Origin of the sequence: Lentzea sp. NPDC004782 (assembly GCF_040609115.1) — a bacterium.
GTDB lineage: Bacteria > Actinomycetota > Actinomycetes > Mycobacteriales > Pseudonocardiaceae > Lentzea.
Map to the genome: position 1 here is coordinate 130,183 of NZ_JBEXJN010000020.1, position 24,317 is coordinate 154,499.

Here is a 24,317-nt window from a genome sequence, read left to right on the forward strand (position 1 = left end):
CACTCCAGGTGGATGAAGGCGCCCTTCATCCACGTAGCCGACTCTTGTGGCCCAGGTCGGCGCTGATCCGTTCCGCGACCTCGACGAGCAACGGCACCACATCCCGCCGGATCGCCTCGACGGACGACCGCCCCACGGAGGTGGAGGACGCGAGAGCGGCCACCACCTCGCCGGATCGGTCGCGGACGGGTGCGGACACCGAGAGCAGGCCGATCTCCAGCTCCTCCGCGACGATCGACCACCCGTCCGCGCGAACCTGCCGCAGAACCTCGCGGAACGCACCGGCGGCGGTGACCGTGTGCTTCGTGAGCGCGGGCAGGCCGCCCGCGATGATCTCGTCCACGACCACGTCCGGTGCCCAGGCCAGCAGGACCCGCCCCATCGACGACGCGAACGCCGGGATCCGGGTGCCGATCGACACGTTGATGCTCATGATCCTGCGCACCGGCACGCGCGCGATGTAGACCGCGTCGCGTCCGTCCAGCGCCGCGAGCGACGCCGACTCGCCGGTGCGCGTCGAGAGGTCCAGCAGGTGCGGCTGCGCGATCTCGATCATCGCGTTGGACGCCGAGTAGTGCTGCCCGATGCTCAGCACCCGCGGCGTCAGCGACCACCGGCTGCCGGACGCGCGAACGTAGCCGAGTCGTTGCAGCGTCAGGAGAATCCGCCGGACGGCAGGACGCGACAGGCCCGTGGCGGCGGCCAGTTCCGCCAGGTTCGGGGTGACCCGGTCCTCGTCGAACGCGAGCAGCACGGCGAACCCGCGCTCGATGCTCTGGATGAAGTCGCGTTCGTCCGTCATCACCCGTCCTCCCGGTTGACAGTTCAACGAAGCACGGTGCACTCTCCATGTAACCGCAAAGCGTACGTGCTGTACGCACAGCGTACAAGATGGGAGCAGCAGTGATCCCGCACCACGTCATCGACGGCCCCGAGGACGCCGAGGTCCTCGTGCTCGGACCGTCGATCGGCACCTCGCTGGGCCTCTTCGACGCCCAGGTCGCCGGGCTCGCGGACCGCTGGCGGATCATCCGGTTCGACCTGCGCGGCCACGGCCGTTCCCCGGTGCCGCCCGGCCCGTACTCGATCGCCGAACTGGCCGGCGACGTCGTCGAGCTGCTCGACCACCTCGGCGTCGACCGGTGCCACTACCTGGGGGTTTCCATTGGTGGCGCGATCGGCCAGTGGCTCGGTCTGCACCACGCCGAACGCCTGCTGACGTTGACGATCTGCGCGTCGGCCGCCCAGTTCGCCGACCCACCGCAGTGGCCGGCACGGGCGGCGGCGGTCCGCGAGGCGGGCACCGAGTCGATGGTGCCGTCGCGGCTCGGCACCTGGTACACGCGGGAGTTCGCCGCGGCCCGCCCGGACGAGGCCGACCGGTTGCTCGGCATGCTGCGCGCCACCTCGGCGGAGGGGTACGCGGGCTGCTGCGAGGCGATCGGCACGTTCGACACGCGTGCCTCGCTGGGCCGGATCACCGTGCCGACGCTGGTGCTCGCGGGCGCCGACGACCCGGCGACCCCGCCGGACACGGTGCGGGTCATCGCGGACGGCATCCCCGGCGCGCGGTTCGAGGTCGTGCCGGACGCCGCGCACCTGCTCACCGCCGAACGACCTTCGGTCGTGAACGCCCTGGTCGCCGACCACCTGACGAGGAGAGTCCATGCGTGACGCCGTCATCTGCGAGCCCATCCGCACGCCGGTCGGCCGCTACAACGGTGCGCTCAAGGAACGCACGGCGCAGGAGCTGGGCGTTGTCGTCGTGCAGGAGCTGATGCGGCGCACCGGAATCGATCCGTCCGATGTGGACGATCTGGTCCTCGGCCACTGCTACCCCACCATGGACGCGCCGGCGATCGGCCGGGTCGTGGCTCTCGACGCGGGCCTGGGCGTCGGCGTGCCCGGCGTGCAGCTGGACCGCCGGTGCGGCTCGGGTCTGCAGGCCGTGATCAACGCGGCGACGGCCGTGCAGACCGGCGCGCAGGACCTCGTGCTCGCGGGCGGTGTGGAGAGCATGTCGAACGCCGGCACGGACGCGTTGGCGCGCGGGCGGGTGACGGCCGGTGGCGTCAACTTCCCGGTGCCGGGCGGAATGCTGGAGACCGCGGAGAACCTCCGCCGCGAGTACGGGATCGCGCGGTCCGAGCAGGACGAGCTGGCGTTGCGCAGCCACGAACGCGCGGTCGCCGCCCAGGCTTCCTGCCGGTTCGCGGACGAGCTGGTCCCGGTCGGCGACTTCGTGGCGGACGAGCACCCGCGGCCGGGTTCGACGCTGGAGAAGCTGGCGTCGTTGAAGACCGTCATGGACGTCGAAGGCGCCACGGTCACGGCGGGCAACGCGAGCGGGCAGAACGACGGCGCGGCGATCTGCGTCGTCACGCACCCCGCGAAGGCCGCCGAGCTGGGCCTGCGCCCGTTGGCGCGCCTGGTGTCGTGGGCCTCGGCCGGTGTCGAGCCCGCCCGGATGGGGATCGGGCCGGTGCCGTCGTCCGCACGGGCGCTGGGCATCGCCGGCCTGAAGCTCGACGACATGGACCTGATCGAGCTGAACGAGGCGTTCGCCGCGCAGGTGCTGGCGGTGACCCGCGAGTGGGGTTTGTCGGACTTCGAACGGCTCAACGTCAACGGGTCCGGCATCGCGCTCGGGCATCCCGTCGGGGCCACCGGGGCGCGGATTCTCGCGACGATGCTGCGCGAGCTGGAGCGGCGGGACGGGCGGTACGCGTTGGAAACGATGTGCATCGGCGGCGGGCAGGGTCTCGCGGCGGTCTTCGAGAGGGTGTCATGAACAAAGTCGTGACCTCAGCGGCGGAAGCCGTGTCCGATGTGGACGACGGCGCCACCATCGCCGTCGGAGGGTTCGGGCTGTGCGGCGTGCCGAAGGTGCTCATCAACGCCCTGTACGACAAGGGTGTCGGCTCGCTCGGCATCGTCTCGAACAACTGCGGCGCGATGGAGCAGGGCCTCGCCGTGCTGCTGTCCGCCGGCCGGATCGCCCGCGTCACCGGCTCGTACATCGGTCAGAACAAGGAGTTCGCCCGCCAGTACCTCGCGGGCGAGATCGAGGTCGAGCTGATCCCCCAGGGCACCCTCGCGGAACGGCTGCGCGCGGGCGGCACCGGCATCCCCGCCTTCTACACGCCCGCGGGTGTCGGCACGCTGGTCGCGGACGGCGGTCTGCCGTGGCGCTACCACCCCGACGGCACGGTGGCGATCGCCTCACCGCCCAAGGAGGTGCGCGAGTTCGACGGCCGCGAGTACGTGCTGGAGCACAGCATCCGCACCGACTTCGCGCTGGTGCGGGCGGCGAAGGCGGACCGGTTCGGCAACCTGGTGTTCGCGAAGTCGGCCCGCAACTTCAACCCGCTCGCCGCGATGGCCGGCCGGGTCGCGATCGCCGAGGCCGAGGAGCTCGTCGGCGCCATCGACCCCGACGAGGTGCACCTGCCCGGCATCTTCGTGCAACGGGTCGTGCCGCTGACGCCGGAGCAGGTTTCCGACAAGAGCGTGGAGTTCAGGACGGTGCGCCATGTGGAGTCGTGACGAGATGGCCGCCCGCGCGGCCCAGGAGCTGCGCGACGGCGAGTACGTCAACCTCGGCATCGGCGTGCCGACGCTGATCCCGAACCACCTCCCGCCCGGTGTCGAGGTGGTGCTGGAGTCGGAGAACGGCATCCTCGGCGTCGGCCCGTACCCCGCTGACGACGACGTCGACCCCGACCTGATCAACGCGGGCAAGGAGACCGTCACGGTTCTGCCGGGCGCGTCGTTCTTCGACTCGGCGCTGTCGTTCGGCATGATCCGCGGCGGCCACGTCGACGTCGCGGTGCTCGGCGCGATGCAGGTGTCGGCTCGCGGCGACCTCGCGAACTGGGCGGTGCCGGGCAAGCTCGTCACCGGCATCGGCGGCGCCATGGACCTCGTGCACGGCGCCCGCCGCGTGATCGTCGTGATGACCCACACCGCCAAGGACGGCGCCCCGAAGCTCGTCGACGAGTGCACGCTCCCGTTGACCGGCAAGGCGTGCGTTGACCGCGTGATCACCGACCTGGGCGTGTTCGACGTGACGCCCGAGGGCCTGCGGCTCGTGGAACTCGCGCCGGGCGTGGACTTCGAGAAGGTCCGGGAGAGCACCGGCACGGCGATTAACCGCTGACTAACCGGCCTGCGTCACCGTGGGGCGCATGCGCAAAGCAATGTTGATCCTGCCCGCGGTGGCGCTGTCGGTGTTCGGCTTCACGAGCACGGCCCAGGCCGAGCAGGCGCCCGGCTGCTCGTCGACCGTGCAGATCGGCTCCACCGGCTACATCAAGAAGGGCTCCACCACGATCGCCTCGGTGAAGCAGTTCAAGGGCTGCGGCAAGAACTGGGCCTACACCTACGTGTGGGACTCGTACGCGTCCCAGCCGGGCAGCTTCTACTCCAGCGCCGCGATGGTCGTGAACGGCGACCGCGACTACAGCAGCAACGTCAACGGCACCAACAAGCAGGACGTCTGGTCCAAGGGCACCGACACGCTCACCAAGTGCACCAGGGCGTACGGCGAGGTGTGGGGCGACGGAAACGTCTACTGGGGACAGACCGACGAACGCTGCTGATGCCGAACTTGTTCCGCATCGGTCGGAAAACCGCTCAAACCGGTCCACTGCGGACTTACCTTTCGACAGCAAACCCGTCGAAAGGTGATGGTCGATGTCTCTCCTGCGACCCAGGGCGCTGACGGCTGCGGTCGTCACCGCAGCGAGCCTGTTCCTCCCCGGCGTGGCCCACGCGTCCTCGCCCTCCGTGCAGATGGAGGTCTGCAACAACGAGAACTCGGGATCCCGTCAGTTCGAGCTCACCGGGCTCAACCAGAACGGCGTCCGGGTCTCCTCGCCGACCTACTCCATCCAGTGGCGATCCTGCCGGCTCTTCGCGGACTGGTGGTGGAAGACCGGGCAGAGGCTGGAGGTCAGGGTGCGCGGCCTGTCGCTGAGCCAGACCGACTACTTCGACATCCCCCAGGGCGCCAGGGACGGCTCCTCCATGCGGTGGTGGGTCAACTAGCAGTTGCCGGAAGTTCGTGGCCGGTAGGAACGCTTGCGTCGTGGATGAAGGGCGCCTTCATCGACCTCAGGTGGAGGAAGGCGCCCTTCATCGACCAGCAGCGTGTCGCCGCCGGTAGTTGCCGATCTCGACGAAGTTGATCGTCCTCCGCAGGTCGGCGACGGTCAGGACCAGATGGTCGAGCCTGGCGATGCGCATCGCCCCAGTCTGGCGGCACTCGGAGTGCCGCGGGAATCGGTGCGTGCTCGAATGTCGAGTTCCGGACGGCCCGTTCGTCCTCGGAACGACGACTGGAGGACACGCATGCACTACATGTTCCTGATCTACAACTGCGAGAACCGGCCGAAGCCCGGCGACCCGCAGTTCGACGAGATCCTCACGCGGGTCAACGCGTTCGCGGACGAGTGCCGCCGCAGGAATGCCTTCGTGGCCGGCGACCCGCTCAAGCCGGTCGGCACGGCGACGACCGTGCGCATCGAACAAGGCAAGGCGATGCTGACCGACGGGCCGTTCGCCGAGACCCACGAGCACCTCGGCGGGTACTACCTGCTCGACTGCCGCGACCTCGACGAGGCGCTGGAGCTGGCCGAACTCATGCCGCAGGCCCAGTTCGGCTCGACGATCGAGGTGCGCCCGGTCGACCACATCCCCGGCCTGAACCACGGGGTGGAGTGAGCGACCTCGCGTCGGCCGCGGTCGAACGGGTGTACCGCGAGCACCGGACCAGGATGCTCGCGGCGCTCGTGCGGGCGCTCGGCGACTTCGAGCTGGCCGAGGACGCGCTGCAGGAGGCGTGCTCGCGGGCGTTGCGGAAGTGGCCGCGCGACCGGGTGCCCGACGACCCGTTCGCGTGGCTGCTCACGGTCGCCCGCAACCACGCGCGGGACCGGCTCCGGCACGCCCAGATGGCCCGCACGAAGCTGCCCGCGCCGCCGGAGCCGGTCACGATGACCGACAAGCAGCTCGCCGACCTCGGCGACGAACGGCTGAGCCTGATCTTCACCTGCTGCCACCCCGCGCTGAACACCGAGGCGCGGGTGGCGCTGACCCTGCAGGCCGTGGCGGGCTTCACGGCGGCGCAGATCGCGCGGACGTTCCTGGTCGCGGAGCCCGCGCTGGCCCAGCGCCTGGTCCGGGCCAAGCGCAAGATCCGCGATGCCGGCATCACGTTCGAGGTGCCCGCCGACCACCTGCTGCCCGAACGGCTGCAGGGCGTGCTCGCGGTGATCTACCTGATCTTCACCAGGGGCTACACGACCGCGGACGCCGGCCTGCGCCAGGAGGCCCTGCGGCTGGGCAGGCTCGTCGCGGCGCTGATGCCCGACGAACCGGAGGCGCACGGGCTGGTGGCGTTGATGCTGCTGCACGACTCCCGCAGCGCCGCCCGGATCTCCTCCGAAGGCGACCTCGTGCTGCTCGAAGACCAGGACCGCACGCTCTGGAACACCGAGGAGATCGCCGAGGGCATGACGCTGCTCGACCGCGCACTGCGGTTCGGCACGCCCGGCCCGTACGTGCTGCACGCCGTGATCGCCGCCCTGCACGTGCAGGACCCGGTCGACTGGCGGCGCGTCGCCGCCCTCTACGCCGAGCTCCTCGCCGTGGCGCCGACGCCGGTGGTCGAGCTCAACCACGCCGTGGCCGTCGCGATGGCCGACGGACCGCAGGCCGGGCTCGACCTGATCGACCGCATCACCGGCCTGGACGACTACCACCTGCTGCACTCGGCCCGCGCCGACCTGCTGCGCCGCCTGGACCGGCGCGACGAGGCCGTTGCCGCGTACCGGATCGCCCACGAGCTGGCCACAAGTCCCGCCGACCGCCGGTTCCTCGCCGGGCGGCTGAAAGTTCTCGGCGGCTGATGTCGAGTTCCGGACCGCTCGCTCGTCTTCAGCTCACAGCACCACGAACTCGAAGGAGCGATCGAGATGTCCGGACAGGTCAACTGGTTCGAGCTGCCCGCCGAGGACACCGCGCGGGCACGGGCGTTCTTCGCCGGCGTGTTCGGCTGGGAGACGAGCCCGATGGGCGAGGACTACCACGTGATCACCAACGGCGCGGCGGGCGCGATCGCCGCCAAGGACGGCCGGCTCACCCAGCCGCGCATCTACTTCCACACCAGCGACATCGACGCGTCGCTGCGCAAGGTCGCCGAGCTCGGCGGCAAGGGCGACGACGTGCAGACCGTGCCGGACGTCGGCCGCATCGCGCACTGCTGGGACGACCAGGGCACGCCGTTCAGCCTCTACGAGCCGCGCGGCTGACCGCCTGAGTCCCAGACGGCACCGGTCACCGGTCATCCGGTGCCGTGACCGAAGCGGCTGCGCGCCTGCTCGATCTCGCTCAGGTAGCGGGTCGTCCAGGCGCACATCGCGTCCACGGTCGCCCGCAACGCCTGTCCCGGTTCGGTGAGCGTGTAGTCGACCCGCGGCGGCACGGTCGGGTGCACGACACGCGTCACCAGCCCGTTGCGCTCCAGCAGCCGCAGGTTCTGGGTCAGCATCTTGTGGCTGATGCCGTCGACCTCGACCTTGAGCTCGGTGAAGCGCTTGGTCGAGTCACCGATCGTCTCGATGATCAGCAGCGCCCACTTGTTGGCGATGTCGGAGAAGATCTCGCGCGCGAGCGAGTCCGCGCGCGCCAGATCGCCGCTGAGCTGCTTGCTCACCTTGTGGTTCCTCACTCACGAAAAAGTGCGTTCTTCCAGGTCCCCGCACACTCTCCTACGGTTACCGAGTAACCACAAGAGAGGAAGTCATGACCGTCACGCTCATCAACCCGGACGGCCTGCCCGCGATCGACGTGTACCACCAGGTGGCCGTCGCGACCGGCACGAAGACGATCTACGTGGCCGGTCAGGTCGCCTGGGACGCGGAACCGGACCTCGCCCGGCAGACCGAGCAGGCCTACGTGAACGTGCACACCGCGCTCAAGGGCGCCGGTGCGTCGCTGAAGGACCTCGTCAAGGTCACCGTGTACGTCGTGGACTGGACGCCGGACAAAATGCCCGAGCTGCTCAAGGGCATCGAGAACGCCATGGCGGGGCTCGGCGAGACCGCGAAGCCGCCCGCCACGCTCATCGGGGTGGCCACCCTGGACGTCCCCGAGCACCTGGTCGAGATCGAGGCGACCGCGGTGATCTGATTTACCGGCGGCTAACCGGCACGACGGATGCTCCTCGGCGAACGAGAGGAGCACCATGCGCAAGATCCTGGCCGCGGGAGCGGTCGCCGCGGCGGCCGCGACGCTGCTCAGCGGGACCGCCCACGCCGAGTCCAACCAGTACTGCGGCAGCGTCACGCAGATCGGGTCGACCGCCTACGCGAAGAACCGCGACGAGACCGTGGCGTCGGTGAAGCAGTTCAAGGGCTGTGGCAAGAACTTCTCCTACGTCTACGTGTGGGACTCGTGGATCGCGAACCACGGCAGGGACTTCATCGTCCGTACGCACGTCACCACCACTCGCGACAACAACGCGCATGGCTACAAGGCGGGCGCGCAGGGACAGCGGGAGCTGTGGTCCGGCCCGGCGGACACGGTGGACGAGTGCACGCGGGCACACGGTGAGGTCGACGGCAGCAGCTACTTCCTGTTCGCCGACACCAGCGAGCGCTGCTGAGCGTCCCGGTGGCCCGCGCTGGGCGGGCCACCGGCTCACCGGCGTGAACCGAGGAACAACGCGAGCCCGGCGCTCAGCGCGATCAACGCCGACACCACGAGCTGGTTGAGCCAAACGGTCCACACGCTGTCGTCCGCTCCGCGCAACGCCACGACGATCAGCCACAGCGCGAGCGCGATCGTGACGGGCTGCAGGAACGGCACGTCCAGCGGCGCCAGCGCCCGCACCATGCCGAGCAGCATGATCACCACGGCCAGGCCCATCGACCACCAGTAGGGCCGGAACGCGTGCGCGGACGCGCTGAAGTGCAGGACCGGTGGCGCGGCGATCAGCCACACACCGGCCAGGAAGGCGGTGACCCCGGCCCTGCTCTCGACGGTCCGCCCGTGCTGATCCCCCACGCGAACAATTCTCACCTCCTGGCGACCGGGAGGGAACACCTCATTCGTTGCGGTACGCCTTCATCTCGCGCAGCAGCAGGTACGTGTCCTGGATCTGGGCCGAGTCGTCGATCGACCGGTAGATGCCCCACTTCGGATGCGCCTGGTCCCCGCCGAGCCACGTGTCGAAACCGGACCGGGAGGCGTCGACCACGGTGGTGCCGCCGTCCTTCAACGCGAACCGCAGGCTGCCGGAGTCGGCCACCTTGATCTCGATCTCGACGTCGATCCACCGGTTGCGCAGCGGTGCCAGCGGCGTGCTGCCGAGCTTCGCCTGCCCCGCGCCGAACAGTCTCATCTCGACGGTCTCGGCCGATCCCGAGCGGAACAGCGACATGATGACCACGGGCGAGGCGACGCCGGTGTGCTTGACCTGGAAGATGTGCGTGAAGCTCGTCGTGCCCTTCAACGAGCTCGGGAGGTACATCTGGTAGTTGTACCGCCAGGTCTCGCCCTTCTTCATGTCGTGCCGGGTGCCGCCGGTCTGGATCCCGCGCACCTCCTGGCGCTGCCGGTCCGAACCGTCCCGGTCGATCTTGTGCATCACGAACCGGTACTGGTCGCTCTCGGCGAAGATGTGCGTGGCGGACGGGTGCGAGTTGCTGCGGTCGTCCTCGACGCCGGCGAACGCCTTCAGCCCGACCGTTCCGGGATTCGGCGCCCATTTCTGCACGAACGCCATTGCTCCGACGTCTGCCGACGCGACGTCGGCAACCATCGGTGTCGCCGCGACGGCGAGTGCTCCGCGCAGTGCCGTGCGACGGTTGAACAACTCCATCAGGGTTCCTCCTCGAACCAGAAGTTCGAGGCGGCGGTACGCACCACGATCCGAGACAGACCTCCGACGTGTCAAGGGCTCACATTTGTGGAGGTTCCGTGCAGATCCGGTGAAGGTGTTGCAGCGAAAGTAGAACCGCCGCACCGACCGGTTCTACGGTCGGGCATGGACACCGTGGACGTGCTCGTCGTCGGCGCCGGCCTGGCCGGTCTCAACACCGCCCGGCTGCTCGCCGAGGCAGGCCTCGACGTGGCCGTGTGCGAGCGCAGGACGAGCCTGGCCACCGGTATCCGCACCACCGGCATCTTCGTCCGGCGCACGCTCACCGACTACGACCTGCCGCACCTCGGCCCGGCGGTCCGGCGCGTGCTGCTCTACCCGCCGTCGCTGCGCGAACCGGTCGAGCTGGTGAGCACGCGCGACGAGTTCCGGGTCGGCGACATGGCGGGCATCTACGCGCAGGCGGTCGAGGACGCCGAACGGGCCGGGGCGCAGGTCGCGCTCAACGCGGGCTATCCGGGCAAAGCGGTGAACGCCAGGTTCACGATCGGCGCGGACGGTGCCCGGTCCACCGTCGCGAGGCAACTCGGTCTCGACGTCAACCGGCGGCTGATCACCGGCATCGAGGAGGTCTACCCGATCAGGACCGGCTCCACGCCGACGTTCCACTGCGTCATCGACCCGCGGCTCGCCCCCGGTTATCTCGCGTGGGTCATCGACGACGGCGAACACGCGCACGTCGGCCTGGCCGGTCGCGCCGACCGGTTCACCGCGCCGCTTCCCCAGCTGCTGCAACGGTTCCGCGACAGCTTCCCCACGCCGGCGCCCGCCGGTCCGGTCCAGCGGCGCGGCGGGCCGATCCCGGTCGGCGGGCTGCTGCGCCGGATCGTGTCACCGGACGGCCTGCTGGTCGGCGACGCGGCGGGCGCGGTCTCCCCGCTCACCGCGGGCGGGCTCGACCCGTGCCTGCGGATGTCCGAGCTCGCCGCTTCGGTCACGTTCGACTACCTGCGCAGCGGCAACAGGTACGTCCTCGAACACTACGACGGCGCGGCGCTGCGCCGCCGCTACCGCATCCGGTCGGCGATGCGGCGCGGGCTGTCGCTGGTCCGCGAGCCGGGCCTGGCCGAGCCGACGTTCGCCGGACTGCGCACGCCTCTCGGCCAAGCCGCGGCCCGGCGAATCCTGTTCACCTAGTCGATGAAGGGCTCCTTCATCCGCCTGAGGTCGATGAAGGAGCCCTTCATCGACCTCAGGCGGGCCTGGGGATCAGGCGGTCAGCAGCGTGAGGCCGTAGACGCGCAGGATCTCGTTGACGGGCTGGAACCACGTGCGGCCACCACCGGAGCAGTCGCCGTACCCGCCGGACGTCACGCCCTGCGCCTGGTCGCCGGTGATGAACGAGCCACCGGAGTCACCGGGTTCGGCGCAGACTGACGTGCCGACCAGCTCGTAGACCGCGCCCTGCTGGTAGTTCACGGTCTCGTTGCGGCCCTGGACGACACCGCAGTGCCAGTGCGAGGTGGAGCCGGAGCGGCAGACCGACGTGCCGGGCGGGGCCTCCCACGAGCCGCGCACCAGGGCGTCGCTCACCTGGCCCCAGCCGAGCACGACCGCCACGTTCCACCAGCCACCGCCGGTGCGGACCCACCCGTAGTCGTTGCCGGGGAAGGACGAACCGACGAACTCGCCCTGCCAAGACCGGTCCCAGCCGTAGACGTTCCAGGCGCCGACGTTGCAGTGCCCGGCGGTGACGTACCCGCCCTGCACGGAGAAGCCGATCGAGCAGCGGACGTTGCCCGTGTAGAACGGGTCACCGCCGACGGTGCCGGCCGCGAACGTCTGCGGCTGCTGGACGCCCTCGGTGTTGACGACGACGTCCTTGGGCAGCGCGGAGACATCGGCACCCGGCAGGGCGTCGACCACGACGGTGCCGCGCTGGACGTCGACCCGCCACCCGGCGACGTCCTTCGGCATCGCGCCGGCCTTCGACAGCCTGTCGATGCCGGCCTTCACCGCGTTCAGCGACGCGAGCGTTTTCGTGCGCAGAACGGGTTCCGCGCCTTTCGCACGTACGGCATCGGCCTTCGCCGGGTCGGTGACGGCGACGTTCAGCCTGCCGTCGGCGAACCAGCTGCCGCCGTAGGACTCCCCGGCCGCGGCCTGGGCGTCGGGCGCGATCTTCAGCGCCGCCTTCTCCTGGCGGATCCTGGTCAGGGCCTGTGCGGTGCTGATGCCGAAGTCGCGGCTCATGGCGTCGACGACGTCCGCGGACGCCACCGCGGCAGGGACGGTGATCGTGCTCAGCACGATCACGGACACGGAAACTATGCGTAACAGCATGTTTTCTCCTACGGTGCCCAGGGTGAGCCCACGGCCCAGCTCACGTCCTGGTTGTACGAGGCAGGGTTGTCGTACGTGTGCGCGCCGCCGTTCGAGGCGACCCAGACCTCCTCCGCGTAGTGGCGAATGTTGGTGCCGAGCTCGTTGACCGATTCCAGCCGCACGCCACCGTCGCCCTGCTGTGCGCAGAAAGTGGCGTCACGGCGGAAGAGGTCGGTGTTGTCGTTGGCGTTCAGGCGGACGCGGAAGTCCGCGTGCCGCAGGTACTGGCCGGGGTAGTTGCGGGCCTCCAGCGAGTAGCAGGTCGGGTCGGCGAGGCCGCGCCTGATCACGAACGTCGCGTCCGCCTTCAGCAGGCCGTCGCTCGTGCTCGTGACGACGTCCGTGCGCGCCAGCCCGTCGCGGTGCCGCAGGTAGCGGTCCGTGAAACCGGGTGTGGTCACCCGGAACGACCTCGCCTGGTCCAGCGGCAGGTCCGCACCGCTGCGCCACAACGCGACACCGATCGCCCACGTCGTGTCCGCCACGAACGAGGTCGGCGTGTCCCAGGGGTTCGGGCCGCCGCTGCGCGCCAGGTACACGTTCTCGTTGAAGTGCCGGATGAAGCCGCCGCGCAGGTTGTAGGACTCCAGCGCGGTGCCGCCGGAACCCTCCCGCGCGCAGAACGTGGCGTCCGCGGCGATCGTGCCGTCGTCGCGGTCCTTGCGGATCCTTCCGTTGCTGTGCCGCAGGAACTCGCCGGGGAAGTTCCGCGACTCGAAGGAGTAGCACGCCGCGTCGGCGAGCCCGGGACGGACGTGGAAGGTGGCGTCGAGCCGGCCGAGGTCCGTGCCGATCACGTCGGTGCGCGCCAGGCCGTCCTGGTGGCGCAGGTAGCGGTCGGTGTAGCCGGTCGTGGTGACGCGCAACGACACCAGGTCGTCCGGGCCGACCGCCGTGCCCTTCGCGACCGCCAGCACCTTCCGGTTGATGTCGCGCACCCGTGCCTCGGTCATCTTCAGCACGCGGCGGTCGTAGGTGTAGAAGCCGTTGACCTCGTTCTCCACGTCGTACGGTTCGGTGTAGACGGACGCGGACAGCCCGCGCGTGTGCACCAGCCGTGCGACCTGTTTGACGATCTCCTCGTACCGCTTGGTCAGCGACTGCTCGTCCGGGTACAGGGCGCCGTAGGCGAACCCCTTGCCCGGCTCGTACTCGTGGCCGACGACCCTCCGGCCCAGGCCGCCGAACTCGCCCAGCACCGCGATCCTGTTGTCCGGCAACCGGTTGCCGGTCGTGATCTGGTAGGCGTGGTCGTCGATCACGTCGCCGTTGCCCGGATCGGGATCGGAGACGCAGCAGTTGGAGCCCGAGTTGTGGTTGACCAGCCTGGTGTCGTCGATGCTCCGGACCAGGTTCACGATCCGGCCGGCGTCGTACTCGCCCCAGCCCTCGTTGAACGGCACCCACTGCACGATCGACGTGATGCCCTTGAGCTGGTCGACGATTCGCCTGAGCTCCGACTCGTAGTTGGCGTGGGAGTTCGGTGCCTCGTTCACCGCGTCGACCGCGGGCATGTCCTGCCAGACCATCAGCCCGAGCCGGTCGGCGTGGTAGTACCAGCGCGCCGGTTCGATCTTGATGTGCTTGCGGACCATGTTGAACCCCAGCGCCTTCTGACGTTCGAGGTCCCAGCGCAGGGCCTCGTCGGTCGGCGCGGTGTAACTGCCGTCCGGCCAGTAGCCCTGGTCGAGCGTGCCGATCTGGAAGACGAACTTGCCGTTCAGCAGCGGCCGCATGACGCCGCCGACCACCGCCTTGCCGAGCGAGCGCATGCCGAAGTAGCCGGTCACGGCGTCACCGCTGGCGAGCGTCACGCGCAGGTCGTAGAGGAACGGGTCGTCCGGTGACCAGAGTCTCGCGTTCGGCACCGGAATTCGCAGGTGGGAGCCCGTGGTGCCGGTGCGCGAGCCGACCGTCGTGTCGCCCGTGCGGACCTCGGCGGTGACCTGCTGGCCCGCGGTGCCCTGCACGACGAGGTCGAGCACGCCCGCCGCCACGTCCGGGGTGGTGTCGAGGCGCGTGATGTGCGAGCTTCGCACGGGTTCCAGCCACACCGTCTGCCAGATGCCGGACGCGGCGGTGTAGAAGATCCCACCGGGGTCGCGGCGCTGCTTGCCGATCGGGTAGCGGCTGCCGTCGACCGGGCTGCTGACGCCGACGACGATCTCGTTCGCACCGGACTTCAGCGCGGGCGTGATGTCGAACGAGAACGCGTCGTAGCCGCCGGTGTGCGTGCCGACCTGCGTGCCGTTGACCCAGATCCGCGCCTCCCAGGTGACGGCACCGAAGTTGAGCTGGACGCGGCGACCATCCCAGGTGGACGGAACGGTGAAGGTGCGGCGGTAGAACATGGCGTCCTCGTGCCGTTTGATGCCCGACAGCGCGGACTCGATCGGGTACGGCACGAGGACGCCTTCGGCCAGCGGCCGGCCGAAGGGCGGGTTGTCCAGGTTCGGCGCGCCCGCGAACTCCCAGACGCCGTTGAGGTTCTGCCATTCGGTGCGGACGAGCTGCGGGCGCGGATATTCGGGCAGGGCGTTCGCCGGTGACACCTGGCTGGTCCACGGTGTCGTGAGCGGAGGAGTTTTCGGTTGCCACTCCGCGGCGTGTGCCGGGAGCGCGACGGTTGTTGTTGTGATCAGGACTGCGACCAACACGCCCAGGACGCGTCTGGTCATGATGCTCCTCCCCTACCTCCGGAGTGTTCGTTGCAGGACAACGACGACGAGCAGGAACGCGCCGCTGACCACGGACTGGTAGTTGCTGTCGAGCGTGCCGATCTGGTTGATGACGTTCTGGATGACCTTGATCAGGCCGACCCCGATCACCGTGCCGAGGACCGTGCCCGTGCCGCCGGTGAGCAGCGTGCCGCCGATGACCACGACCGAGATGGCGTCCAGTTCCGTGCCGACGCCGATCACCGTGACGCCGGACTGCAGGTAGGCCGCGGTCAGGGCACCCGCGAGGCCCGCCAGCGTGCCGCTCGCCGTGTAGACGGCGATCTTGGCCCGGACGACCGGAACACCCATCAGGACCGCGGACTGCTCGGCGCCGCCGGTGGCGAACACGTTCTGGCCGAAGCCCGTCCGGTGCAGGACCAGCCCGCCGAGCGCGCAGAGGCCCGCCGCGAGGAAGATCGGGTAGCCGAAGCCGAACACCGTGCCGCGGCCGAGCTCGACGAACGCGCTGTCCGGCGCGATCTGGTAGGTGGTGGCCCCCTCGTCGGTGATCGCGAGGAGGAGGCCGCGGGCGAACAGCAGTGACGCCAGAGTGACGATGAACGGCGCCATGTTCGTACGGGCGATCAGCAGGCCGTTGATCAGCCCGATCGCGCCGCAGACCAGCAACGGAAGTGCCAGCGCGGCCAGGAACCCGTACTGCGAGGCCCAGGCCGCCAGCACGCCGCCGAGGGCGTAGAGCGAGCCGACGGACAGGTCGATGCCGCCGGTGATGATCACGAACGTCATGCCGAGCGCGATCACCGCGAGGAACGAGCCCTGCAGGGCCAGGTCGCGCAGGTTGTCGAGGCTGCCGAAGCGCGGGAAGACCAGCCACGACACCGCGATCACCAGGACCAGTGCGACGGCGGCGCCTTGGCGCTGCACGGCTTTCGTCCGAACGAGGGTCATCGGCGTTCCCGTGCCACGTAGACGGCGGCGACGATGATCGCGGCCTGGATCATCTGCGCGATGGAGTCCGGCAGGTTGTGCTTGATCAGCGTGGCCCGGACGAGCTGCATCAGCACGACGCCCATGACCGTGCCCAGGACGCGCACCCTGCCGCCGGTGAGCGGGGTGCCGCCGACCACGACGGCGGTGATCGCGGACAGTTCCATCAGCAGGCCCATGTCGGCGGGGTCACTGGCGCCCAACCGGGAGGTGGCCAGCACGCCGGAGATCGCCGCGAGCACGCCGCAGATCACGTAGACGCCGACCAGCACCCGGTCGACCGGCAGCCCGGCGAGCGCGGCCGCCCTGCGGTTGCCGCCGACCGCGACGAGCTGCCGGCCGAACGTCGTGCGGTTGGTGACCGCCGCGACCAGCAGCGCCAGCGCGCCCGCGATGAGCACGCTGATCGGGATGCCGAGCAGGTCGTCGGTGCCGAGCGCGAGGAACGCCGGGTCGTGCAGCTGCACCAGCTGCCCGTCGGCGATCACCAGCGCGAGACCGCGGCCGCCGACCAGCAGGGCGAGGGTGGCGACGATCGGCTGGATGCCCACCTTGGCGACGAGGAACCCGTTGAGCGCTCCCGCCGCGAGGCCTGCGGTGAGCGCCATCAGGATCGCCACGACCGGACCGGCGCCGAGGTAGAGCGGGATGACCGCGGCCGCCAGCGCCATGACCGCGCCGACGGACAGGTCGACGCCCTCGGTGCCGATCACCAGTGCCATGCCGAGTGCGACGATCAGCACCGGTGCGGACTGGATCAGCTGCGTGCGGAAGTTGCCCACTGTCAGGAAGTTGGCCGTGAACAGGGCGTTGAACAGCAGCAGAGCGGCAACGGCGACGTGCACGCCGTTGTCCTGCAACCACTGTGTTCTAGTGACTGTCAGCGTCATCCATCACCTCCGCCGCGATGGCCGCGAGCACGTGCTCGCGGGTGAGCCGGTCTCCCTCCAGCTCACCCGCGACCTCCCCGTCCCGCAGCACGACGAGCCGGTCCGCGCCGTCGAGCAGCTCGTCCAGCTCGGAGCTGATCAGCAGCACCGCCAGGCCCTCCCGCGCCAGCTCGTCGATCAACGCCTGCACCTCCGCCTTGGCACCGACGTCGATGCCGCGCGTGGGCTCGTCGAGCAGGAGGATCCTGGGTTCGGTGCACAGCCAGCGGGCCAGCAGCACCTTCTGCTGGTTGCCGCCGGAGAGTTCCGCGACCTTCTGCTCCGGGCTGGACACCTTGATGCGCAGGCGTTTGACGAACGCGTCGACGATGCGGTCCTGCCTGGCGCGGCTGGTGATGCCGAACCGGCCCAGCCTCGGCAGCGCGGCCAGCACGATGTTCTCGCGCACCGAGAGGTTCGGGATGATCCCCTCGGTCTTGCGGTCCTCGGCGAGCATGCTGATGCCCGCCCTGGTGGCCGCTTTGACGTTGTGCGGCACGGGTTTGCCCGCGACGAGCACCGTGCCGTGGTCGAGCGGCAGCGCGCCGATGATCGCTTTCGCGGTCTCGGTGCGCCCGGATCCGAGCAGTCCGGCCAGACCGACGACCTCGCCGGGCCTGACCGAGACGTTGACGCCGTTGATGCGCGGTTTGCTGGTCAGGTCGAGAGCTTCGAGCACGGGCCTGGTGTCGGCGTGGTGATCTTCACCGAACGCGGTGGTGCCGTGCCTGCGGATCTCGGTGACGGACCTGCCGAGCATCAACGAGACGAGCTCGATGCGCGGAAGGTCTTTCAGGGGACCGCTGTGCACGTTCCTGCCGTCCCGGAGAACGGTGACCGCGTCGCAGATCCGGTAGAGCTCGTCCATCCGGTGGCTCACGTAGATGATCGCGATGCCCGCCTCGTGCAGCTTGCGGACCACGTCGAGCAGCGTCTCGACCTCGCGCGGCTCGAGCGACGACGTGGGCTCGTCCATGATCACGACGTCCGCGTCGGCCTCGACCGCCCTGGCCAGCGCCACCATCTGCTGCTCGCCGACCGCGAGTGTCCCGAGTGGACTTCTGACGTCCGCCGTGATGCCGTAGCCGCTCAGCAGCTCGGCGGCTGCGGCGTCCCGGCGGGCGCGGTCGACCAGACCGAACCGGGTGCGCGGCTCGCGGCCCAGGAACAGGTTCGCCGCCACGCTCATCAGCGGGACGAGGTTGACCTCCTGGTAGATCGTGGAGATCCGGCCGTTCCTGCTGATCCGGCCGCGGTCGGCGGCGTGGATGCCGGTCAGCACCTTGATCAGTGTCGACTTGCCGGCGCCGTTCTCGCCGACCAGCGCGTGGATCTCGCCTCTGTGGAGCGTGAAGTCCACGTCGTCCAGGGCCCGCACACCGGCGAAGGTCTTCGTGACGCCGGCGACCTCGATCACCGGATCAGTAGGCATTGCCGAGCTTCTGCGCCGCGTTCGTGCTGTCGTACTCGTCGTCGGAGATCACGATGTTCTGCGGGATCTCGTCACCCTTGGCGAACTTCTCCAGCGTCTCGAACGCGAGCGGCCCGAACCGCGGGTTGGACTCGACCACCGCGGTGTAGCCGCCGTCGGCGACGAGCTGCACGGCGTTGCGCGTGCCGTCGACCGACACGACCTTGACGTCCTTGCCCGGGGTCTTGCCCGCGGCCTTGAGGGCGGTGACGGCGCCGAGGCCCATCTCGTCGTTCTCGGCGTAGACGGCGGTGATGCCGGGGTTGCTCTGGATCAGCTGCTCCATCACGGCCTGGCCTTTCGACCTGTCGAACTCGCCGGTCTGCTCGGCCACCACCCGCAACCCGCTGTTCGCGATGCCGTCCTTGAAGCCCTTGGTCCGGTCGACCGTGACGTTGTTGCCCGACGCGCCGAGCAGGATCGCGACCTCGCCGCCGCCCGCGGTCGCCTTGATCATCTGCTGCGCGGCGCGCTTGCCCTGCTCGACGAAGTTCGACCCGATGAACGTCAGGTAGTCCGTGCAGGGCCGCGAGGTCACCTTGCGGTCGATGGTGACCACCGGGACCTGCTTGGCCCTGGCCGCGTCGAACGCGGGCTGCAGACCGTCGGAGTTGAGCGGTGCCACGATCAGCAGCTTCGCCCCGCGGTCCAGCAACGACTTGATGTCGCTGATCTGCTTGTTCAGGTCGCTCTGCGCGTTCGTGACGAGCAGGTCGGCGCCCTTCTTCGCGGCCTCGTCCTTGATGGACTGCGTCTCGGCGATGCGGAACGGGTTCGCTTCCTTCTCCGACTGGCTGAACCCGACCGTCGCGCCCTTCACGTCGACCTGCGGGTATCCGGTTCTGCCGCGCGCACAGCCGGGACCCGCGGACTGCTGCTGCGCGGCGCTCGCGGCCGGCCCGCCACTGGTCGCGGTCTGTTGGCTCTCTCTGCTGGTGCAGCCGGTGACGAGCAGGGCGGCAACGGCGATGAGCAGGATGCGAGACATCGTTGGCTCCTGACGCGGGCTGTGCGTGGTCGCGCTCTCACAGCTAGATTTGCATCGTTGTTCCAACGATGTAAAGACCGAGACTTCCCGGTACTTTTCCCGGTACGAGTCCGTTCGCGACCAGGAGGCTGCGTTGGCCACGCTCAAGGACGTCGCCCGGCTGGCGGGCGTCTCGGTGAAGACCGTGTCGAACGTGGTCAACGGCTACTCGTTCGTCAAACCGGACAACCGCGCGCGCGTCGAGGCGGCCCTGGAGGCCACCGGCTACCGCCCGAACCTCGGCGCCCGCAACCTGCGCCGCGGCCGCACCGGCTTCATCGCCCTCGTCCTGCCCGAGCTCTCGATCCCGTACTTCGCCGAGCTGACCGGCCTGGTGATCGCCGCCGCCCAGGAGCACGAGTGGAACGTGCTGATCGAGCAGACGTTCGGCACCCTGTCCGGCGAGCGCTCGGCGGTGGCGTCGCTGGGCCCGCACCTGGTCGACGCGGCCGTGCTGAGCCCGGAAGCGTTGCAGGTGGAGGACTTCCGGCTGTCCGTCCCCGCCGTCCTGCTGGGCGAGCACGCCGTGGACGTCCCGATCTCGCGCGTCGGCATCGACAACGTGGCCGCCGCCATGACCGCCGTCCGGCACCTGATCTCGCTGGGCCACACCAGAATCGCCGCGATCGGAGCACACCCGCACCGCGGCACCGCGGCCTTGCGCCTGGAGGGCTACCGCGCGGCCCTGGCCGAGGCCGCCCTGCCCTTCGACAGCGCACTGGTCGTGCCCGCGCTGAACTACCACCGCGCGGACGGCGCCGCCGCGATGAGGGCCTTGCTGGACCTGCGAAACCCGCCCGACGCCGTGTTCTGCTTCAACGACCTGCTGGCCGTCGGCGCCATGCGCACCGCAGCCGAACGTTCCGTGCGTGTGCCTGAAGATCTGGCCGTCGTCGGCTTCGACAACAACGACGAAAGCGCCTACACCTCCCCTTCCCTGACCACCGTCGCCCCGGACAAGTCCGCCATCGCCCGCGCCGCCGTCGACCTGCTGAGCCGCCGCGCCGGTGCGCCCGACCTGCGCTGCGACGACGTGCAGACGCCCTTCTCCCTGCAGGTCAGGGAAAGCACGGTGGCCCGGTGAAGTTCGGTCCCGACCACATCGTCTTCACGGCCTACGCGTTCCCCTGGGCCGGCGTGCACCCGCACGGAGTCCTTCGCGCCTGCGACATCCGCGACGCCTGGCTGGAGGGCGGCCCGCCCGAGCTCCGCACGCGGTCCGGTGAGACGTTGTTCGCGTCCGGGGACGACAGGGCCGGCCTCGCCCAGTTCTGCCAACGGCACTCGATTCCGCTGGTGCGACGGCTCGACGTGTGGGGCAACCTGCTGGAACCGTTCCTGGACACGGAGTTCGGCCCCGAGCACGCCGCCGCCACCGACGCCCGGCTGCGGGCCGCCGGGCTGCCGCAGGCCGAGATCGACTCCATCCGGGCGCGGCTCACGCCGTTGATGCGGTCGTACAACTTCGACAGCGGGCTGTGGGAGTGGTGCGATCTCGGTCTTTTCGACCTGCTCAACGCGTTGTGCGGCAACCTGGTCGACCGCGCCCTGCTGCCGGCGCTCGGTGACCTGGGCGCGGTCTACCGGTGGGCCATGGAGATCGCGGACTACGGACGCGCGTAGGCGTCGTACGCGGCCCGGTCGAACAGCACGAACCTGACCAGGTCGACCGGTGCGTCCGCCACCGCTTCCCGCGCGATCTCGGCGGCCGAGGAGACGGGCCAGCGGTAGATGCCTGTCGAGATCGCCGGGAACGCCACGGTCCGGGCGCCGAGATCGGCCGCCACGCGCAGGGAGTTCCGGTGACAGTCGGCCAGGAGCTGCGAGCGGTCCTCGGTGGCCGACCAGACCGGCCCGACGGTGTGCACGACCCAGCGCGCGGGCAGCCGCCCAGCGGTCGTGGCGACGGCCTGGCCCGTCTTGAGACCGCCGCCGTAGTGGCCCGCCCGCAGTTTGCGGCACTCGGCGAGGATCTCCGGGCCTCCCTTGCGGTGGATCGCGCCGTCCACGCCACCGCCGCCGAGCAACGAGGAGTTGGCGGCGTTGACGATCACGTCGACGTGCTGCTCGGTGATGTCGCCCAGGACGTACTCGATGGTGGCCATGCGCCCGATTGGATCACGACAGCGGGCACGTGGCCACGTCGGCCGGTCGCGGCAACGTCGCCGACTTCGGCGGCGTCACCCCGTCCAGCCACCGCTCCAGCGCGACGAACGCCGCCCGGTGGCAAGGGGCCAACGGCCGCAACCGATCCGGATACGCGTCCACCAGCCCGTCCACGTGCGTGCCCTGCTCGACCCGGTAGTACCGGTGCAGCCGATCAGGAGTCATGGCCGCGTACACGTCGGAATCCCGGCTGATCGGCAGCAACACGTCGTACGTCCCGTGCACGGTGATCAACGGTCGCTTGATCTTCCCGGTCAGCGCGATGCGCGACACCGCGGGCCCGGCGATGCGCCGCCGTGCCGCGTAGGAGTAGTCCGCGTCGCAGGACGGCGTTCCCGAGGCGCAGAACGGCACCCCGGCCTCCAGGTCGCCGTCGAAGCCGGGATCGAGCTCCTCGCGGTAGATCCGCTGCGTGAGGTCCCAGTAGTAGCGGTAGTGGTAGTCCCACAGGAATTCCGTGCCGGCGGGCATTCCCGCCGCGACCACGGCCTCGTGCGCCTCTCGACTGCCCGCCAGGTACTCGGGATAGGCCCGCAGCACGGGAGGCAGGAACGTCAGCAGGTTCGGCCCGTCGACCGTCCACAGTGTCCCTTCCCAGTCGACGCCGCCGTCGTAGAGGAACGGGCGGTTCTCCAGCTGCCAGCGAACCAGGTAGCCGCCGTTGGAGAGGCCGGTCGCGATGGTCCGCCGCGGCGCGTGCCCGTACCGTTGCGCGACAACGGATCGGGCGGCGATCGTGAGCTCGGTGAAGCGGCGGTTCCACTCCTCGATCGCGTGGCCGTCGCGGTAGAACTGCGCGCCGGTGTTGCCCTTGTCGGTGGACGCGAAGGCGTAGCCGCGGGACAGGACCCAGTCGGAGATGGCGCGGTCGTTGGCGTACTGCTCGCGCACGCCGGGAGCGCCGGTGACGACCAGGCCGCCGTTCCAGTGGTCGGGCAGCCTGACCACGAACTGGGAGTCGTGCTGCCAGCCGTGGTTGGTGTTGGTGCGGGACGTGTCCGGGAAGTAGCCGTCGATCTGGATGCCGGGCACCGCGGCGGGCACGGGCAGCGCGGCGCTCGTGAGGCCCGCCCAGTCGGCCGGGTCGGTGTGGCCGGTGACGACGAGGCCGGTCGTGGTGAGGTCGGCCAGGCGGGCCAGTTGCTGGTGTTCGGCGCCCGGCACGGTCATCGCGGCCGTGGGCGGGGTCAGCGCGAGCACGAGTACCAGCGGAAGCAACATAGCTGGTCAAGCTAGTGACCGACCGTCCTTCGGCAACATGGTCGTCTCCCACACAAGCCCTGCTTTGAAGGTGGTGAAGCCGAACAGGTCCAGCACGCGGCGCACCGCGGGCTGTACCTGCTGGAGGTCGAAGGACTTGCCGTTGTAGTGCGCCGCGCACAACGCCAGCAGCAGGCTGCGCAGGCCGCTCGCGGACATGAACTCCACCCCGGCCAGGTCGACGGACACCTGGTCGACCGCGGTGTCGGTGATGCCGGGCAGCACGGCCGCGAAGAACAGCTCACAGGTCGTCATGTCCATCTCGCCGCGGCAGATGGCCACGAACCGGGTTCCCGTGCACTGCGTCCGCACGGCGAAAGGACTGGTCTCATGGGCGGTCATCGGACCTCACCTCGAAGAACGGGTCTTCACCTCACCGCATCCGCGACGCCGCGCGATAGCAGCGGAAGCGAACCCGCTACCGGGAAAGCGAATCACGTCAGCGTGACCGCAGCGTCTGCGAAGGCAACACACCGTAGGCGGCGCGGTAGTGGGCGGCGAAGACGCTCGGACGGGCGTAACCCCAACGGGCGGCGATCGCCGTAACGGAACCGTTCGCCGCCTGCAGGTCGTCATGGGCACACGACAGCCGCACCTGCCGAAGGTAGGCCATCGGCGTCATGTCGAGGTGACGCCGAAACGCCAGCTGAATCGCACGGATGGACACCCGTGCGGCACGTGCGATGTCAGCGGCGGTGATGTCCTTGGCGGCGTTGTCCTCGATGAACGCCACGGCCCGCCGCACGGTCAGAGGGTGCGCATCACGCCGATCCGAAGCCTTCGGCCCAACAAGCGTGCTGTTCGGAAAAGTTGCGAGCGTGATGGACACCAGCAGTCGGGTCGCGTTCCGCAGCACCAGCGGGTTGTCCTCGAACGCCGGCAGCACTTCACCCTGCAGAAAGTCGCACGTCGACCGCCACGCTGCGGCCGCGTGAGGTGAGACCGGGCGGTACCCGGTGAACCTGACGTCATCCGCGACGTCGTCCACGACGGCCTGGCTGAACACCACCATCGACGCCCGCGGGTCCTCCGTCGCCACCGTGAAGGGACGACCAGGCAGAACGGGCAGGAAGGAGTCGCCGGACGCGACGAGCCGGTCCTCGCCGTCCGAGCTGTACCGGGCCTTGCCGGACTCGAGGTGCGCGAAGATGTAGTCGCCCATCGGCTCGGCAGCGGCCTCGAACCCGATCCGGCCGTCGAGCCGGTCGAACCGGACCTGCCCGAACGTCCTGGCCGTCAGCCGCAACGACGGACCCGTGTCGACCCTGTTGAACCGCAACCGGGCGTACGCGGCGCTCAGCACCTCGTGCGCCGCGTCCAAGTCCGTCACTTCGACGACCCGATCCACGTGATGGACGATCCTCGTCCGGCGCGGCGGTGTCCATCGCCAGTACGGCCCCAAACTCTCGTCAATTCCCGCGCCGTGGGCTTGGCTCCAAGCAGGTAACCGGAAGTCGTCCGCAACTCGCCGTCCGGTGAGGTGGATGAAGGGCGCCTTCCTCCACCTGGTGTGGATGAAGGCGCC

General features: G+C 69.7%; 28 protein-coding genes. 14 read left to right on the forward strand and 14 right to left on the reverse strand.

Features of this window, described 5'->3' with window-relative positions:
* Positions 1-25 precede the first annotated feature (25 nt).
* Positions 26-802 carry an IclR family transcriptional regulator C-terminal domain-containing protein gene (locus ABZV40_RS20040; RefSeq protein ID WP_355443270.1) on the reverse strand — a complete coding sequence of 259 codons (777 nt, stop codon included), beginning with the start codon at positions 800-802 and terminating at the stop codon, positions 26-28.
* Between the two features lie 89 nt (positions 803-891).
* Between ABZV40_RS20040 and pcaD the strand changes: the two genes are divergently transcribed.
* The 9 genes from pcaD to ABZV40_RS20085 all read left to right on the forward strand — a co-directional run bounded on the left by pcaD (position 892) and on the right by ABZV40_RS20085 (position 7,313).
* Positions 892-1,674 (forward strand): 3-oxoadipate enol-lactonase, encoded by a 783-nt coding sequence (gene pcaD, locus ABZV40_RS20045; RefSeq protein ID WP_355443273.1) that lies wholly within the window; start codon positions 892-894, stop codon positions 1,672-1,674.
* Positions 1,667-2,791, forward strand: coding sequence for an acetyl-CoA C-acetyltransferase (locus ABZV40_RS20050; RefSeq protein WP_355443276.1), 1,125 nt, complete (start codon positions 1,667-1,669; stop codon positions 2,789-2,791). Before pcaD ends, ABZV40_RS20050 begins: the two co-directional genes overlap by 8 nt.
* The gene (locus ABZV40_RS20055; RefSeq protein WP_355443279.1) at positions 2,788-3,546 is read left to right on the forward strand and encodes a CoA transferase subunit A; all 759 of its coding nucleotides are present in this window, start codon (positions 2,788-2,790) and stop codon (positions 3,544-3,546) included. Before ABZV40_RS20050 ends, ABZV40_RS20055 begins: the two co-directional genes overlap by 4 nt.
* Positions 3,533-4,159 (forward strand): CoA transferase subunit B, encoded by a 627-nt coding sequence (locus tag ABZV40_RS20060; protein ID WP_355443282.1) that lies wholly within the window; start codon positions 3,533-3,535, stop codon positions 4,157-4,159. The genes ABZV40_RS20055 and ABZV40_RS20060 overlap by 14 nt, the downstream gene beginning before the upstream one ends.
* A 28-nt stretch (positions 4,160-4,187) precedes the next feature.
* Positions 4,188-4,601, forward strand: coding sequence for a hypothetical protein (locus tag ABZV40_RS20065; RefSeq protein ID WP_355443285.1), 414 nt, complete (start codon positions 4,188-4,190; stop codon positions 4,599-4,601).
* 94 nt (positions 4,602-4,695) lie between these two features.
* Positions 4,696-5,049 (forward strand): hypothetical protein, encoded by a 354-nt coding sequence (locus ABZV40_RS20070; protein ID WP_355443288.1) that lies wholly within the window; start codon positions 4,696-4,698, stop codon positions 5,047-5,049.
* Between the two features lie 303 nt (positions 5,050-5,352).
* Entirely contained in the window at positions 5,353-5,724 is a 372-nt protein-coding gene (locus ABZV40_RS20075; RefSeq protein WP_355443291.1) for a YciI family protein, read from the forward strand.
* Positions 5,721-6,911 (forward strand): sigma-70 family RNA polymerase sigma factor, encoded by a 1,191-nt coding sequence (locus tag ABZV40_RS20080; RefSeq protein WP_355443292.1) that lies wholly within the window; start codon positions 5,721-5,723, stop codon positions 6,909-6,911. The genes ABZV40_RS20075 and ABZV40_RS20080 overlap by 4 nt, the downstream gene beginning before the upstream one ends.
* Positions 6,912-6,977: 66 nt before the next feature.
* On the forward strand, positions 6,978-7,313 hold the full coding sequence (locus ABZV40_RS20085) for a VOC family protein (protein WP_355443295.1): 336 nt from the start codon (positions 6,978-6,980) through the stop codon (positions 7,311-7,313).
* Positions 7,314-7,345: 32 nt separating this feature from the next.
* On the opposite strand, the gene ABZV40_RS20090 is transcribed toward ABZV40_RS20085, so the two are convergent.
* Positions 7,346-7,717 (reverse strand): helix-turn-helix domain-containing protein, encoded by a 372-nt coding sequence (locus tag ABZV40_RS20090; protein WP_355443298.1) that lies wholly within the window; start codon positions 7,715-7,717, stop codon positions 7,346-7,348.
* Positions 7,718-7,806: 89 nt separating this feature from the next.
* Between ABZV40_RS20090 and ABZV40_RS20095 the strand changes: the two genes are divergently transcribed.
* Positions 7,807-8,193 (forward strand): RidA family protein, encoded by a 387-nt coding sequence (locus ABZV40_RS20095; RefSeq protein ID WP_355443301.1) that lies wholly within the window; start codon positions 7,807-7,809, stop codon positions 8,191-8,193.
* Between the two features lie 55 nt (positions 8,194-8,248).
* The gene (locus ABZV40_RS20100) at positions 8,249-8,668 is read left to right on the forward strand and encodes a hypothetical protein (protein WP_355443305.1); all 420 of its coding nucleotides are present in this window, start codon (positions 8,249-8,251) and stop codon (positions 8,666-8,668) included.
* Between the two features lie 35 nt (positions 8,669-8,703).
* On the opposite strand, the gene ABZV40_RS20105 is transcribed toward ABZV40_RS20100, so the two are convergent.
* Positions 8,704-9,069, reverse strand: a complete 366-nt coding sequence (locus tag ABZV40_RS20105; RefSeq protein WP_355443307.1) for a hypothetical protein — start codon at positions 9,067-9,069, stop codon at positions 8,704-8,706.
* Between the two features lie 40 nt (positions 9,070-9,109).
* A complete protein-coding gene (locus ABZV40_RS20110) occupies positions 9,110-9,886 on the reverse strand; it encodes a Tat pathway signal sequence domain protein (RefSeq protein ID WP_355443309.1) in 777 nt (258 codons plus the stop codon).
* Between the two features lie 165 nt (positions 9,887-10,051).
* On the opposite strand from ABZV40_RS20110, the gene ABZV40_RS20115 reads away from it, so the two are divergent.
* Positions 10,052-11,083, forward strand: a complete 1,032-nt coding sequence (locus tag ABZV40_RS20115) for an NAD(P)/FAD-dependent oxidoreductase (protein ID WP_355443312.1) — start codon at positions 10,052-10,054, stop codon at positions 11,081-11,083.
* A 72-nt stretch (positions 11,084-11,155) separates the two neighbouring features.
* Here ABZV40_RS20115 and ABZV40_RS20120 read toward each other — a convergent pair whose 3' ends face one another.
* From ABZV40_RS20120 to ABZV40_RS20145, 6 genes are read right to left on the reverse strand one after another with little or no spacing between them, the layout of a single operon-like run.
* Positions 11,156-12,229 (reverse strand): S1 family peptidase, encoded by a 1,074-nt coding sequence (locus ABZV40_RS20120; RefSeq protein WP_355443315.1) that lies wholly within the window; start codon positions 12,227-12,229, stop codon positions 11,156-11,158.
* 8 nt (positions 12,230-12,237) lie between these two features.
* A complete protein-coding gene (locus ABZV40_RS20125) occupies positions 12,238-14,949 on the reverse strand; it encodes an AbfB domain-containing protein (RefSeq protein ID WP_355443319.1) in 2,712 nt (903 codons plus the stop codon).
* Between the two features lie 12 nt (positions 14,950-14,961).
* A complete protein-coding gene (locus tag ABZV40_RS20130; protein WP_355443322.1) occupies positions 14,962-15,900 on the reverse strand; it encodes an ABC transporter permease in 939 nt (312 codons plus the stop codon).
* Complete coding sequence (locus ABZV40_RS20135; protein WP_355443325.1) at positions 15,897-16,829, reverse strand: ABC transporter permease; 933 nt, start codon at positions 16,827-16,829, stop codon at positions 15,897-15,899. The genes ABZV40_RS20130 and ABZV40_RS20135 overlap by 4 nt, the downstream gene beginning before the upstream one ends.
* Positions 16,810-18,300, reverse strand: a complete 1,491-nt coding sequence (locus ABZV40_RS20140; protein WP_355443328.1) for a sugar ABC transporter ATP-binding protein — start codon at positions 18,298-18,300, stop codon at positions 16,810-16,812. The genes ABZV40_RS20135 and ABZV40_RS20140 overlap by 20 nt, the downstream gene beginning before the upstream one ends.
* Positions 18,290-19,327 (reverse strand): ABC transporter substrate-binding protein, encoded by a 1,038-nt coding sequence (locus ABZV40_RS20145; protein ID WP_355443331.1) that lies wholly within the window; start codon positions 19,325-19,327, stop codon positions 18,290-18,292. The genes ABZV40_RS20140 and ABZV40_RS20145 overlap by 11 nt, the downstream gene beginning before the upstream one ends.
* A gap of 133 nt (positions 19,328-19,460) precedes the next feature.
* On the opposite strand from ABZV40_RS20145, the gene ABZV40_RS20150 reads away from it, so the two are divergent.
* Both ABZV40_RS20150 and ABZV40_RS20155 read left to right on the forward strand, forming a co-directional pair.
* The gene (locus ABZV40_RS20150) at positions 19,461-20,450 is read left to right on the forward strand and encodes a LacI family DNA-binding transcriptional regulator (RefSeq protein WP_355443334.1); all 990 of its coding nucleotides are present in this window, start codon (positions 19,461-19,463) and stop codon (positions 20,448-20,450) included.
* Positions 20,447-20,989, forward strand: coding sequence for a hypothetical protein (locus ABZV40_RS20155; protein ID WP_355443337.1), 543 nt, complete (start codon positions 20,447-20,449; stop codon positions 20,987-20,989). The genes ABZV40_RS20150 and ABZV40_RS20155 overlap by 4 nt, the downstream gene beginning before the upstream one ends.
* On the opposite strand, the gene ABZV40_RS20160 is transcribed toward ABZV40_RS20155, so the two are convergent.
* The 4 genes from ABZV40_RS20160 to ABZV40_RS20175 all read right to left on the reverse strand — a co-directional run bounded on the left by ABZV40_RS20160 (position 20,974) and on the right by ABZV40_RS20175 (position 24,122).
* A complete protein-coding gene (locus ABZV40_RS20160; RefSeq protein ID WP_355443340.1) occupies positions 20,974-21,471 on the reverse strand; it encodes an O-acetyl-ADP-ribose deacetylase in 498 nt (165 codons plus the stop codon). The two genes, ABZV40_RS20155 and ABZV40_RS20160, sit on opposite strands and share 16 nt — an antisense overlap.
* A 13-nt stretch (positions 21,472-21,484) precedes the next feature.
* A complete protein-coding gene (locus ABZV40_RS20165; protein WP_355443343.1) occupies positions 21,485-22,753 on the reverse strand; it encodes a tannase/feruloyl esterase family alpha/beta hydrolase in 1,269 nt (422 codons plus the stop codon).
* A gap of 6 nt (positions 22,754-22,759) precedes the next feature.
* Complete coding sequence (locus ABZV40_RS20170; protein WP_355443345.1) at positions 22,760-23,134, reverse strand: STAS domain-containing protein; 375 nt, start codon at positions 23,132-23,134, stop codon at positions 22,760-22,762.
* Positions 23,135-23,231: 97 nt separating this feature from the next.
* Positions 23,232-24,122 carry a helix-turn-helix transcriptional regulator gene (locus ABZV40_RS20175; RefSeq protein WP_355443347.1) on the reverse strand — a complete coding sequence of 297 codons (891 nt, stop codon included), beginning with the start codon at positions 24,120-24,122 and terminating at the stop codon, positions 23,232-23,234.
* Positions 24,123-24,317: the final 195 nt, after the last annotated feature.

Bases quoted from the DNA above. Each gene is read 5' to 3' on its own strand.
- ABZV40_RS20040 (WP_355443270.1), bottom strand. From the start codon at position 802: ATGACGGACGAACGCGACTTCATCCAGAGCATCGAGCGCGGGTTCGCC.
- pcaD (WP_355443273.1), top strand. From the start codon at position 892: ATGGGAGCAGCAGTGATCCCGCACCACGTCATCGACGGCCCCGAGGAC.
- ABZV40_RS20050 (WP_355443276.1), top strand. From the start codon at position 1,667: ATGCGTGACGCCGTCATCTGCGAGCCCATCCGCACGCCGGTCGGCCGC.
- ABZV40_RS20055 (WP_355443279.1), top strand. From the start codon at position 2,788: ATGAACAAAGTCGTGACCTCAGCGGCGGAAGCCGTGTCCGATGTGGAC.
- ABZV40_RS20060 (WP_355443282.1), top strand. From the start codon at position 3,533: ATGTGGAGTCGTGACGAGATGGCCGCCCGCGCGGCCCAGGAGCTGCGC.
- ABZV40_RS20065 (WP_355443285.1), top strand. From the start codon at position 4,188: ATGCGCAAAGCAATGTTGATCCTGCCCGCGGTGGCGCTGTCGGTGTTC.
- ABZV40_RS20070 (WP_355443288.1), top strand. From the start codon at position 4,696: ATGTCTCTCCTGCGACCCAGGGCGCTGACGGCTGCGGTCGTCACCGCA.
- ABZV40_RS20075 (WP_355443291.1), top strand. From the start codon at position 5,353: ATGCACTACATGTTCCTGATCTACAACTGCGAGAACCGGCCGAAGCCC.
- ABZV40_RS20085 (WP_355443295.1), top strand. From the start codon at position 6,978: ATGTCCGGACAGGTCAACTGGTTCGAGCTGCCCGCCGAGGACACCGCG.
- ABZV40_RS20095 (WP_355443301.1), top strand. From the start codon at position 7,807: ATGACCGTCACGCTCATCAACCCGGACGGCCTGCCCGCGATCGACGTG.
- ABZV40_RS20100 (WP_355443305.1), top strand. From the start codon at position 8,249: ATGCGCAAGATCCTGGCCGCGGGAGCGGTCGCCGCGGCGGCCGCGACG.
- ABZV40_RS20110 (WP_355443309.1), bottom strand. From the start codon at position 9,886: ATGGAGTTGTTCAACCGTCGCACGGCACTGCGCGGAGCACTCGCCGTC.
- ABZV40_RS20115 (WP_355443312.1), top strand. From the start codon at position 10,052: ATGGACACCGTGGACGTGCTCGTCGTCGGCGCCGGCCTGGCCGGTCTC.
- ABZV40_RS20120 (WP_355443315.1), bottom strand. From the start codon at position 12,229: ATGCTGTTACGCATAGTTTCCGTGTCCGTGATCGTGCTGAGCACGATC.
- ABZV40_RS20125 (WP_355443319.1), bottom strand. From the start codon at position 14,949: ATGACCAGACGCGTCCTGGGCGTGTTGGTCGCAGTCCTGATCACAACA.
- ABZV40_RS20130 (WP_355443322.1), bottom strand. From the start codon at position 15,900: ATGACCCTCGTTCGGACGAAAGCCGTGCAGCGCCAAGGCGCCGCCGTC.
- ABZV40_RS20135 (WP_355443325.1), bottom strand. From the start codon at position 16,829: ATGACGCTGACAGTCACTAGAACACAGTGGTTGCAGGACAACGGCGTG.
- ABZV40_RS20140 (WP_355443328.1), bottom strand. From the start codon at position 18,300: ATGCCTACTGATCCGGTGATCGAGGTCGCCGGCGTCACGAAGACCTTC.
- ABZV40_RS20145 (WP_355443331.1), bottom strand. From the start codon at position 19,327: ATGTCTCGCATCCTGCTCATCGCCGTTGCCGCCCTGCTCGTCACCGGC.
- ABZV40_RS20160 (WP_355443340.1), bottom strand. From the start codon at position 21,471: ATGGCCACCATCGAGTACGTCCTGGGCGACATCACCGAGCAGCACGTC.
- ABZV40_RS20165 (WP_355443343.1), bottom strand. From the start codon at position 22,753: ATGTTGCTTCCGCTGGTACTCGTGCTCGCGCTGACCCCGCCCACGGCC.
- ABZV40_RS20170 (WP_355443345.1), bottom strand. From the start codon at position 23,134: ATGACCGCCCATGAGACCAGTCCTTTCGCCGTGCGGACGCAGTGCACG.